Annotated in this window: 14 protein-coding genes; 7 read left to right on the plus strand and 7 right to left on the minus strand. The window is 35.1% G+C overall.

What is annotated here, in order from left to right:
• Positions 1-29: 29 nt before the first annotated feature.
• On the minus strand, positions 30-1,787 hold the full coding sequence (locus DSM02_RS12845) for an ABC transporter ATP-binding protein (RefSeq protein ID WP_128766028.1): 1,758 nt from the start codon (positions 1,785-1,787) through the stop codon (positions 30-32).
• A 244-nt stretch (positions 1,788-2,031) separates the two neighbouring features.
• Between DSM02_RS12845 and DSM02_RS12850 the strand changes: the two genes are divergently transcribed.
• From DSM02_RS12850 to yajC, 3 genes are read left to right on the plus strand one after another with little or no spacing between them, the layout of a single operon-like run.
• Positions 2,032-2,979, plus strand: a complete 948-nt coding sequence (locus tag DSM02_RS12850) for a transcription antitermination protein NusB (RefSeq protein WP_164918311.1) — start codon at positions 2,032-2,034, stop codon at positions 2,977-2,979.
• 43 nt (positions 2,980-3,022) lie between these two features.
• Positions 3,023-3,490 carry a DUF1573 domain-containing protein gene (locus tag DSM02_RS12855; RefSeq protein WP_128760956.1) on the plus strand — a complete coding sequence of 156 codons (468 nt, stop codon included), beginning with the start codon at positions 3,023-3,025 and terminating at the stop codon, positions 3,488-3,490.
• 10 nt (positions 3,491-3,500) lie between these two features.
• Entirely contained in the window at positions 3,501-3,794 is a 294-nt protein-coding gene (gene yajC, locus DSM02_RS12860) for a preprotein translocase subunit YajC (RefSeq protein WP_073097317.1), read from the plus strand.
• 141 nt (positions 3,795-3,935) lie between these two features.
• Here the strand turns inward: yajC and DSM02_RS12865 are convergent, their stop codons facing one another.
• From DSM02_RS12865 to DSM02_RS12885, 5 genes are all read right to left on the minus strand, one after another.
• Entirely contained in the window at positions 3,936-4,775 is an 840-nt protein-coding gene (locus DSM02_RS12865) for a ferritin-like domain-containing protein (protein WP_128766029.1), read from the minus strand.
• Between the two features lie 26 nt (positions 4,776-4,801).
• Entirely contained in the window at positions 4,802-5,527 is a 726-nt protein-coding gene (locus tag DSM02_RS12870; protein WP_128766030.1) for a ferritin-like domain-containing protein, read from the minus strand.
• A gap of 309 nt (positions 5,528-5,836) precedes the next feature.
• Complete coding sequence (locus DSM02_RS12875; RefSeq protein WP_128766031.1) at positions 5,837-6,448, minus strand: M15 family metallopeptidase; 612 nt, start codon at positions 6,446-6,448, stop codon at positions 5,837-5,839.
• 12 nt (positions 6,449-6,460) lie between these two features.
• Positions 6,461-6,742, minus strand: a complete 282-nt coding sequence (locus DSM02_RS12880) for a DUF3817 domain-containing protein (protein ID WP_128766032.1) — start codon at positions 6,740-6,742, stop codon at positions 6,461-6,463.
• Positions 6,743-7,360 (minus strand): YqaA family protein, encoded by a 618-nt coding sequence (locus DSM02_RS12885; protein ID WP_128766033.1) that lies wholly within the window; start codon positions 7,358-7,360, stop codon positions 6,743-6,745. It lies immediately after the preceding gene.
• A gap of 137 nt (positions 7,361-7,497) precedes the next feature.
• Between DSM02_RS12885 and DSM02_RS12890 the strand changes: the two genes are divergently transcribed.
• Entirely contained in the window at positions 7,498-8,217 is a 720-nt protein-coding gene (locus tag DSM02_RS12890) for an SDR family oxidoreductase (protein ID WP_128766034.1), read from the plus strand.
• 82 nt (positions 8,218-8,299) lie between these two features.
• Here the strand turns inward: DSM02_RS12890 and DSM02_RS12895 are convergent, their stop codons facing one another.
• Complete coding sequence (locus tag DSM02_RS12895) at positions 8,300-8,683, minus strand: hypothetical protein (RefSeq protein WP_128760949.1); 384 nt, start codon at positions 8,681-8,683, stop codon at positions 8,300-8,302.
• Between the two features lie 254 nt (positions 8,684-8,937).
• Between DSM02_RS12895 and DSM02_RS12900 the strand changes: the two genes are divergently transcribed.
• From DSM02_RS12900 to DSM02_RS12910, 3 genes are read left to right on the plus strand one after another with little or no spacing between them, the layout of a single operon-like run.
• Entirely contained in the window at positions 8,938-10,467 is a 1,530-nt protein-coding gene (locus DSM02_RS12900; RefSeq protein WP_128766035.1) for a DEAD/DEAH box helicase, read from the plus strand.
• Positions 10,468-10,476: 9 nt separating this feature from the next.
• Positions 10,477-11,193, plus strand: coding sequence for a DUF2490 domain-containing protein (locus tag DSM02_RS12905; RefSeq protein WP_128766036.1), 717 nt, complete (start codon positions 10,477-10,479; stop codon positions 11,191-11,193).
• Between the two features lie 23 nt (positions 11,194-11,216).
• Positions 11,217-11,531 carry a hypothetical protein gene (locus tag DSM02_RS12910; RefSeq protein ID WP_128766037.1) on the plus strand — a complete coding sequence of 105 codons (315 nt, stop codon included), beginning with the start codon at positions 11,217-11,219 and terminating at the stop codon, positions 11,529-11,531.
• Positions 11,532-11,629 lie beyond the last annotated feature (98 nt).

An 11,629-nucleotide genomic window follows, 5' to 3' on the forward strand; every position in this document is an offset into this window, starting at 1 on the left:
TGGAAAAAAATTAGTTGGCGTACAAAATTTTATTCCATTTCTTTTTCATCAAGTTGTTTGCGGTAAAGTTCTTGATAATAACCCGGTTGTTTTACCAGATCTTCATGCTTACCTTGTTGTATGATCTCTCCTTCTTCAAGAATGATAATTTTATCGGCATTTTTAGCCGAAGAAATACGATGACTAACAAGAATTGTAGTCTTATCAGCAGCGATTTTTTTTAGATTTGATAGAATTTCTTCTTCGGTTTCTGTATCTACTGCAGAAAGACTGTCATCAAATAAAAGAACCTGTGGGTCTTTAATAATGGCACGAGCGATAGAAACACGCTGTTTCTGCCCACCGCTTAAGGTAATACCCCGTTCTCCCAGAATTGTATCATAGCCTTTAGAAAAATCAACTATATTTTTATGTACAACAGCATTTTTAGCTGCTTGTATAACTTCTTCATCAGAAGCATCTTTTTTACCAAATTTGATATTCTCTTTAATACTATCGCTAAACAAAAAAGCTTCTTGTGGAACATAACCTATAGCGGTTCTCAAGTCTTTTAGATTGAGTTTTTCAATAGGAGTTTTGTCTATGCTTATCGTTCCATTTGTAGTGTCGTATAGGCGACCTATCAACTCTAAGATAGTAGATTTACCAGAACCGGTTTTACCGATAATGGCTAAAGTTTCTCCTTTATTTACTTCAAAAGAAATGTCTTTTAAGGCTGTAATATTAGTGTCTTCGTACGTAAATGTAACCTTGTCAAAACGAATACTTCCGTCGATAGGTGTGTGTTCATTTGTATAGTTTACGATATCTGGCTTCTCCTTGAGAAACTCATTAATACGCTTTTGTGAAGCTTCGGCTTGTTGTACTAATGAAGTGATCCATCCTACAGAAGCCACAGGCCAGGTTAACATATTTACATAAATAAGAAACTCTACAATGACGCCTAGATCAGGGATGCTTCCGTCTATGTATTTTTTTCCACCTATATAGATAACCAATAAGTTACTTACGCCAATTAAAGCAATCATTAAAGGGAAGAAGAAGGCCTGAACTTTTACTAAATCTAGATTTTTATCTTTATTAGTTTCACTTAGCTCTTCAAAATTCTTATACGTTTGCGGCTCTATTCCATAGGCTTTAATCACCCCGATACCACTAAAGGATTCTTGAGTAAATGTGCTTAAATGCGATAAATATTGTTGAACAACTGTACTGCGTTTGTGAATGAGTCTGCTTAATTGATAGATGGCAACAGATAAAATAGGTAACGGGATTAGTACATACAATGTGAGTTCTGGCGCGCTGTAATACATATAGGGTATCACTGTTGCAAAAAGTATCACAGTCGTAACACCATACATAATAGCGGGGCCTAAATACATACGTACTTTACTTACATCTTCACTAATACGATTCATTAAGTCACCAGTACGGTTTTTCTTGTAGAAATTGAGCGAAAGATTCTGGTATTGCTCATAAACCTCGTTTTTAAGATCTGCTTCCATATAACGAGAAACAACAATAAACATTTGACGCATGAGAAACGTAAAAAATGCTGAAAGTAGGGCAGCTCCCAAAAGCATCAAAAGCGTAACAAGTAGTTGGTGTTTCAAGGCACTCAATTCACCACCGTTATTCAAATAATCTTCTACATACTTAATCATATCGCCAGAAAATTTAGGCGTAAGTATGGCAAATATGCGGGCTATCAAAACAATAAAAAAGCCCAAAATGAGCTTCCATTTGTATTTTTTAAAATACTTATTGAGATGTTGAAGTTCTTTCATAAATCGTAGTTCTTCGGGCAGGCTCGTAATCTAAGGTTTTGACCATAAGTCTTTTTTATATAGAGCCGGGCAAAGATACGTGTTTAGACTGTAAAACGCGTACAGAGTTTTTTGAGATAAAAAAGTAATTAGGGTGGTTAGAACCCTAATAAAATGTATTTTTGCAACGTTTTTGAACTTTTCGGTATACTACCGTTCAGCTTTAAGTTATTATAATCTCAAACAACCTAAGTTCTTTAAAATTATGCTTAACAGAAGGCACATTCGCATCAAAGTAATGCAAGCACTTTACGCCTTAAGTCAGTCAGAACAACCTGATTTACTTAAAGAAGAGAAATTCTTGAACGCGAGTACCGCTCAGATGTACGATCTCTATCTGGTATTGATAGATCTGGTTGTTGAAATTCACGCGCATGCAAAGGACATGATGGAGCGTTCTCAGCTTAAAATGCTGGCTACAGAATCTGAAAAAAATCCCAATCTTAAATTTATTAACAATGAAGTTTTAGTTAAACTTTCTGAGAACGAATTGCTTCAGAAAGAACTAAAGAAAGCAAAGCTTAATAATTGGAGGCTTGATAATGAGTACGTTGTTTTAATTTATAACGAACTTATGAAAAGCGACTTTTATGAGGCTTATATGTCTGATACTGAATCAGATTTTAAAAAAGACCGCGATTTTGTTATCGATTTTTTCAGCGAATACGTAGCTCCTAATAACAAACTTTACGATTATTTAGAGGATTATCGCATTACTTGGGTAGATGACCTGCCTGTTGTAAATACAACAATTGTTAAGCGACTCGGGAAGATTAAGCCTAATTCTCCAGAAAGTACAATCATTCCTAAATTATATAAAGACGAAGAAGATCGTCAATATGCTAAAGACCTTCTGTTGCGTACCGCTCGCAACAATGGAGAATACGAAGCAGAGATTTTAGGAAATACACCCAACTGGGATCAAGACCGTATAGCTGCTTTAGACAAGATACTGATTAAGATGGCACTTTGCGAATTCTTAAGATTTCCATCAATTCCTATTAAAGTGACTATTAATGAATATTTAGAATTATCTAAAGAATATTCAACACCTAAGAGTAGCATTTTTGTGAATGGTGTCTTAGATCGTTTGGTTAAAAAGTATAAGAAGGAAAGCAGGCTAAACAAAGCAGGTAGGGGCTTGATTGAGTAATAAATAAAATTGTATTTTTGAATTCCTAAAAAATAAAACTATTATGAAAAAAGCATTTCTTGCAGTTGGTCTAGTGGCTGCATTAGCGTTTACAAGTTGTAAAGACAACGCATCAGACAAAGTAAAAGGAGAAAATGTAGAAATGGCAGCAACTCGTGATGCAGATGCTACTGTTTTTCCTTCGATGGAATTTGAAGAAAGTGCATATGACTTTGGAAATATCGCACGTGGTACAGCTGTAGAGCATGTATTTAAATTTAAAAATACAGGCAAGGCACCTTTAGTTATTGTTGATGCAACAAGTACTTGTGGATGTACCGTACCAAGTTATCCTAAAGAGCCTATTCAACCAGGTGAGACAGGAGAACTTTTGGTAAAATATAACGGTAGTGGTTTAAATTCGGTAACTAAAGTTGTTACTGTAAAATCTAATACTGAAAAAGGATCTGAAACTGTAAAAATCACCGCTTTTGTACAACCTACTGAAGGTCCTGCAGCAACAAACGGCTAAGCAACTATAAATGGAACAATTAACAAGCTTTTTACCCATTCTTTTAATGATCGCGGTTGTGTATCTTTTTATGATACGCCCACAAATGAAACGTCAAAAGGATGAAAAGAAATTTGCTGAAGAATTAAAAAGAGGAGATCGTGTAATTACGAAAAGCGGGCTTCACGGAAAAATTTTAGACTTGAATGACACTACTGTAATCCTAGAATCAGGTGCCGGTAAATTAAAATTTGAGCGTTCTGCATTGTCTTTAGAACTAACAAAAAAATTAAATGAGCCTGCAAAGGTAGAGAAGAAGAAATAAGCTTCTTTTCTAGCTCAAATAAAAAACTCCCGAAGTGTAATACTTCGGGAGTTTTTTATTTATAACACATAGTTTAAAATATAAAAACCCTGCCTTTATAATAAAAGCAGGGTTTTTGCATTCACAAAAGAAACTTAATTGTTATGATACTATAAATAGACTTGCTATTGCAACAGCCTCATCACCAGTTAAAATCTCATCATATGCTTGAGTAGAAGCGTCAACAGTAAATGGAGATCCAGAACCAAGACTTGTAACATCTAAACCACCTTGCATAATATTCGCTTCGGTAGTTGCCCCGTCATATACAGCTTGTGTAGCTTCTGGCATACCAGCTCCTCTTTGGTTTCCTGTAATCCATCCCTCAAGACCACGAAGTCTTCTTACTTCTGATGCATGTCTTGCCTCAACTGAATGTATTTGTAAAGCAGCAGTTAGAACACCCGGATTTCCCATTAGGTTTCCTGCCTGACCTTTATATGCACGTACTCCAGTATCTTCAAATGCTTGAGCTAGCGCTAATAATTGTGCATAAGCTGTTGCTTGCCCAGCGCCATTATCATTAAATGGATCAAAAGCACCACCAACTGTAAAATCAAAAGTAGGTTTTGCCACGGGTGTAGCACCTGAACCTTCTATAGCAGCAGTTAAGAAATCAACGTGCTGTGATTCGTGCTTTGAGATTTGCATATATATAGCTTCTGCTTTAGCATTTCCTGAAAGTACACCAGAATCTAGAGCCATAGCATAAAATTCATCTTCAAGATATTCTAATGTAAGAGCTAGATTTAAAACATCAACAACACTAGAGCTGGATTGAGCCATAGCTTTGTTAGACATTGTAGCCAATCCAAATGGTACGGCAGCGATTGCAGCTTTTTTTGTCAAGCTTCCTAATTGACCAAACATTGCACGTCTGGATGTGTTAGGCTCTTGTAATTTATCAGTAGTAAATTCGTCTAAAAATTTTATTAAATTCATTTCGGTATTTTTTTAATGGTTAGTAATTACGCTTGTGGTTTTTTGTATGTAAATGGAGTTACAAAGAACCCTCCTGCTGCAGAAATAACATCTGCAGGTGATGCAGCCAAGTCAAGACCGTTATCATCTATGATATCGTCTCCGGCAAATGCAGTGTAATCTGCACTACCATTAATTATTGTTCTTATAGCTGCGGCGTGACGGGCTTCTACAGATACAATTTTACCAGCTAAAGTAAGATAAGCAGCAGTCTGAATATATTGACCTGCGCCGTTGTATGCACTAACTCCTGTATCTTCTAATATCCTAGCAGTAGTTAATACTGAATCTCTGTCGCCAAAATCTACAGAGCTAAAATCGAATTCTAGATCAGCAGTAAGTTGTTGCTCCATAGGAACATTTGCGCCAATAGCGGCTTTAAAGAATTCACGGTGATTCACCTCGTGATTGTATAAATCTAATAAGATTGCTTTTTCATCAGCAGAGGCACTGGCATAAAAAGAACCGTTCACTACATTAGTATAAAAAGCGGCCTCTAATTGTTCTAGAGCATAAGCATAATTTAAAACACCTACGTCACCAGTACCTAAATCAAAAGTACCACCTAGCATATTTCCGTTATCATCGTCATCACTACATGATGCTAACAATAAACCTGAACCTGCTATAGCAAGACCACTTACTTTTAAAAAGTTTCTGCGGTTTCTACCTACAGTTTGAGTTGTTACCTCAATTGATTTTTTCTTTTTCATAATTTGAGTTTCTTTGGTTATTAATACTTATTGAAACTTACGTGGAAAAAGAGTGGTCGGTTTTTGAGCTACTGTCTTTTAACAAGGATTTGGGAAAATCCGGGTCAAAACCGAGTGATTTTAAGAATTATTATCAAAAAGAATTACCTCACTATAAAGATAATTTTGTGTAATAAGACAAAAACTGAAGCTTTAAACTTGATTTTTTCGCAGTATATAACAGGTGAAAACGCGAATTGTTTAAAATTCACCTAAAAAAAATGAATTAATAGTAATTTGAAGCTGGTTCTAAAATTTTATTGAAGCGTGTTAATTACATTCAAAATCGAAGTCGATGATTTTGTAAGAGTAATTTTTTTTGTAGTTAAAATGCCACCATTCTGTACGAATAGTCTCAAAGCCACAGCGTATCATCCCCTCTTGAAGTAATTTTCTATTTGCCAAAACATCTTTTGGGAGCGTCCTATTATCTATATGTGCTTCTCTGCCAAAAAAGTCGTGATCAGTACCCATATCAACCGGAGTACCATCTAATTTCTCGAGACTTATATCTACAGCTGCACCACGATTGTGAACAGAGCCCGTAGTATACGGATTTGCTACATATTGTGCATTTGGGTAAACAGCCCACATTTTTTTCTGGGCACTCACCGGTCTGTAGCAGTCAAAAAGAACGATACGATACCCTTTTTCACAGAAGTAATGATTGGCTTCTTTTAGAGCTTCAGCAACTTCTGGTCGTAAATAACAAGCGGCACAATCGTAGAAAGCTTCTTTTAAAAAGTTATTATCGCTAGCATATCTAATATCATAGGTAAAGCCATCTTTTAGAGTATCTAATTTAACTAAAGGTTTTTCGGTTTGTTGAGCTGAAACAAAGCCAGAAACTAAAATTAAAATCAAAACTAGAAATGCTTTCATAATTATGTTGCTTTACGCTTTTCCTTTTAAATATTGCTTATCCATCCAGAATGTTCCAAAAGGGATTATAGAACAAAGTAAAACAATAAGTAGTGTCTTAAAATTCCAGTTCAATTCATATTTGACTAAAATGGCCAGTACTACATAGGTCAAAAATAAAAGGCCGTGAGCCATACCGATTACTTGGTTGGGGCCATGGTTGTCAAAACCATATTTTAAGGGCATAGTAACAAACAATATCAGAAGTAACGAGATTCCTTCTAAAATACTGATGATCTGGAAAGCTTTAATCATTTAGACTAAATTGAATATTGCGGCTCCATAAATTGCAAAGCGCACAAAACGTAACAGGCCGAAAAGTAAATAATTAATAAATGGATATTTAATCATCCCTGCAGCCATACTGCTAACTGCAAAAGGTACTGGTAAAATAGCTCCTACAACGATCAAAAAACCGCCCCATTTTCGGGCATTTTTAAGATGCTTTGCCATCTTAACTTCAAGGTATTCGTGTACAGCATTAATTCTAGTTGATGCTCTACCCATAAAATAACTTATAATACCACCAGTATAGGATAATACAGCAATTAAAGAAAGGTACAATATAGGGTCTGGCATCTTATCACTCCACGCAATAAAGATTTCTGGTGGAATAAGCCCGAGAATACTTTCAGAAATAAAAAAGACAGTAAGAACCCAAAAAGGAGGGAATGTATCTGTCATTTTAACCAACAGATCGTTAATGTCAATAACAAAATAATGAACACAAAGAAGTGCTATTATAAATAACACAATAGGAGTAAGTGCTTTCTTGAGACTTCCGCCTAAAAAAGAATAAAATCCTGTGAATTTATAATATTGATGTAAAAGTCTGATTCTAGACTTTTTCTTGGTTTTGGTGTTCTGACTCATTAATTTTTTTGCAAATATAACGTATGGTTTATGCGCTAACAAAATAGCGGTGCTAATATTGTTATAAAACTTCATATTTATGAAAACTTTAATTTAGCCAATCGTGCTAAAACTGCAATTAGCCTTATTTTTAAAATATGGAGAAATTTAAAAATAAAGTCGCCTTAATAACAGGCGGAACAAAAGGAATAGGTAGGGGAGTTGCAGAAGCTCTTCTAGAATTAGGAATGAATGTAGCCATAACCAGCCGAACCATTTCAGCTGCAGAAAAAGCTGCTAAGGAATTGAATAATAACGGTAAAGGAAAGGCCCTAGGTGTGAAAGCAGATGTGCGTTCTATGGAAAGTCAAATCCAGGCGGTAGATACTGTTATTGCAGAGTTTGGTCAAATTGATGTTTTAGTAGCAAATGCCGGTTTAGGACATTTTGCAAGTATTGAAGATATGACAGTTGATCAGTGGCAAGAAACTATAGATACCAATTTAACAGGTGTTTTTTATAGTGTAAAAGCTTCTTTAAATGCTTTGAAACAATCTAAAGGATACATTTTTACTATATCAAGTCTTGCAGGAACTAATTTCTTTGCAAATGGATCTGCTTATAATGCGAGTAAGTTTGGTTTAACCGGTTTTTCTCAGGCAATTATGTTAGACTTAAGGCAGGATGATATTAAAGTTTCTACTATAATGCCGGGTTCTGTAGCTACGCAGTTTAATGGTAATGAACCTACTAATAAGGACAATTGGAAAATTCAAAGTGAAGATATAGGCGAATTAGTGGTAGATTTATTAAAAATGAATCCACGTACCCTACCAAGTAAAATAGAGGTGAGACCTTCTAAACCACCAAAGAACTAAGTTTATCAATTTGATCAAAACAAAAAACACCTGCTTGTAGCAAGTGGTTTTTGTTTTTTAAATTTTTTAAAGCTATAACTGATTAGTGCTCTTCAGCATATTCTTGTAGCGATTCAACATAAGCTCTTAAATCAAGACGGTTAGTCTTGTTTTCAGGCTCTGCAACTAGGTTAAGCAAGTAAAGTAAGCTTTCTGCAGGAACAAAAGTGGTTTCTTCTTCCTCTTCAAGTAAATCTTCATATCCTTCAATAGGCTCTTCCTCAGGAATTGGAATATCAAAAGTTTGGTACGCTTCTATATGTTCAAATACCAACCTGATGGTTTTTGCTAATAAAGGACGCTTTTCTTCAACCGCAAACGGTCTTAGGTTTTGCAAATCTTCTACAACAGTATTTGTAATGATACCGTTTTGCTCAACTTCATCAATGAGCTTATTTATAAGTTTTATCGCTTTTGGATTCTTCAAAATGGTCTGTTTTATTTTGACACAAAGGTAACAGATTAGGTATTTTCTAATGTTGTGCTTTGCTTATTTTTTTCAATTTTATATAGGGGTAACTAAAGTTTTTATCACCCTTTTAAAATTTTGGCTATCTCTGACTATTATTTTGGGAAACAATTAGTCAAAATTATTAATTCTACAATTCCTATTGCAATTTTTCGAGAAGCCCTTTAAATGCCTTATTTTTGCAAAATTCACCATTTAAATATACCTAACTTTTGAGTAAAAAGGCACTAGAGCAAGACACGAGTAACGGCAAAGAATTATACAGCTATCAACTGAATGATCTTGATAGAATTTTTAACTGTATAGAAGAGGAGTCTGATGACTTTAACCTTCTTTATCAGCTTCCTACAGGTGGTGGTAAGACAGTTATATTTTCCGAAATTGTACGCAGATACATTGCAGAAAAGAAGAAAAAAGTTGTTATTCTCACACACCGTATCGAGCTTTCTTCACAAACTTCAAAAATGCTGAAAGGCTTTGATGTGCCTAATATGGTCATCAACAGCAAAGTTAAAACTCTTGAGGGAAATGAAGATTACATGTGTTATGTAGCGATGGTTGAAACTCTTAATAATCGCCTTCAGGATGAGCAAATAGATATAAAAGATATCGGCCTGGTTATTATTGATGAGGCGCATTACAATTCATTTAGAAAGTTATTCAGCTATTTTAAAGATGCTTTTATATTAGGAGTAACGGCAACACCATTGAGTTCTAACGTGAAGTTGCCTATGAAAGACAACTACCGTAAACTTATAATAGGTGAGAGTATAGGTTCTCTAATAGAGAAAGGCTTTTTAGCGAAAGCCAATATGCATACGTATGATGTAGGCTTGAAAACCCTTCAGGTTGGTATAAATGGGGATTACACCGTAAAATCATCTGAAATCTTGTATACCAATCACAGTATGCAAGAAAAATTACTCGCTGCTTATGAAGAGCAAGCTAAAGGCACTAAAACTTTAATCTTCAATAACGGGATCAATACTTCCCGTTATGTATATGAAACCTTTAAAGAAGCCGGTTATGATGTACGACACCTAGACAACACACATACCAATAAAGAGCGGAAAGAAATTTTGAAATGGTTTAAGAATACTCCAGATGCTATTTTAACATCGGTGAGTATTTTGACCACTGGTTTTGATGAACCTTCGGTGGAAACTATTATTTTGAACCGTGCAACGCGATCGTTAACCTTGTATTTTCAGATGATAGGTAGGGGATCTCGTGTGTTACCAAACAAGAAAAAATTTGAAGTTATAGATTTAGGTAATAATATGGCGCGTTTCGGTCTGTGGGACGCACCTATGGATTGGAATGATATTTTCTTATATCCTGATTTCTACCTTGAAAATCTAGTGAGTGACGAAGAAATTGAGCGCAATTTTGAATATGTGATGCCTCCTGAATTACGAGCACAATTTAGTAATAGTGAGCGTATAGATTTTGATATTAAAAAAGAGTACGAAGATGTTTTTGCGAAAGGCTTAAAGTCTAAAGAAGCGCTTGAGCGATCTATAAATCAGCACGCAAAAATTGTTTTTGAAAATACAGAAGATGTTTTTGATGCACGTATTCTAGCTCGGGAACTCAAAGAAGAGATACAATATCGCATACGTCTGTATTCGTATTGTATTATGAAAAATACAAAGAATTATAAAGACTGGTTAGAAGAAGATTATATGCGTAAATTAAGGCTTAAACTTAGCCAGATGTATGCCAATGTACCGGCTCAATAGTCTTTATTTATGCATAATTCTTTTAAGAAATCAAAAATATTATTTCTGCCTTTTGCTTTTATAATACTTTCAATTGGAGGTGTACAAGCGCAAAAGGGTAACCACGAATTGGGTGCCTGGTACGGATATTTTTTTGACACAGATTTTGGCGAAAGTAATTTTGGCATTATGGCTGATATACAACAGCGTAGTTTTAATGTTACTAATGATTTTCAGCAATTGATTTTAAGAGCAGGATTATCCTATAAGATTCCGGGATCTTCTCTAAGAGCAGTTGCCGGTTACTCCTATTTTAATAGTGGGACGTTTGGCCCTAGTAATGAGCAAAGCTTTGAGAACAGACTGTATCAAGATCTCATCTGGAATAATCAATTTTTTGAAGGTCGTATTGCAATATTACACCGCATCCGTTTAGAAGAACGCTTTGTGGAAAATCAAGATTTTAGAACGCGATACCGATATTTTTTAAATGCGAAACTTCCATTGAATAAAAAAACGATGGGCCCTAAAACATTTTTTCTTTGGGTCGCAGGAGAACTCTTTGTTAACGGTCAGCAGCAAATAGGTAAGGGTCAGACTGTAAGCCTTTACGACCGCACTTGGTTATTTGGTGGAGTGGGATATCAAATAAGATCTGGTCTTAGAGCTGAACTTTCGTATATGCGCGAAGTAACTAATACACAAACAAAAGGGCAGCTCATCGTAAGTTTGTTTCATACATTCTAATAACTTTGTCTTAATTTCGCACTATGATTTCAAAAAGTAAAAATATTAAAGCCGCCCTCAGCATTTTGCTGGTACTGGCTATTTTTGCTTTTAAAGTTGTAGATATTCACAAATACGTTCACGACAACGATTCTGTAAAAGGATCGCATTGTGAGTTGTGTTTGCTTACTCATAAACAGAAACAAAATTTAGATTTTGATTTACCTCCTGTTTATGATTTTCAGTTGCAATCGCCAGTTGCATCTTATAATACTCCGGTTTTTTATACTGACTTTATTAAAATAAACCGGTTTCCTTTTGGCATCTCGCTTAATAAAGCACCGCCCGTATCAGTTTAAGCCCATATTCCTTTGGGTTATTTATAGATAATGAGAGCAGTCTTATTATCAGGTTTGTGTTGTAAACATTTTTGATTTGCACCAAAACTTTTTTTAAA

Source organism: Leeuwenhoekiella polynyae (assembly GCF_004104075.1).
Lineage (GTDB): Bacteria > Bacteroidota > Bacteroidia > Flavobacteriales > Flavobacteriaceae > Leeuwenhoekiella > Leeuwenhoekiella polynyae.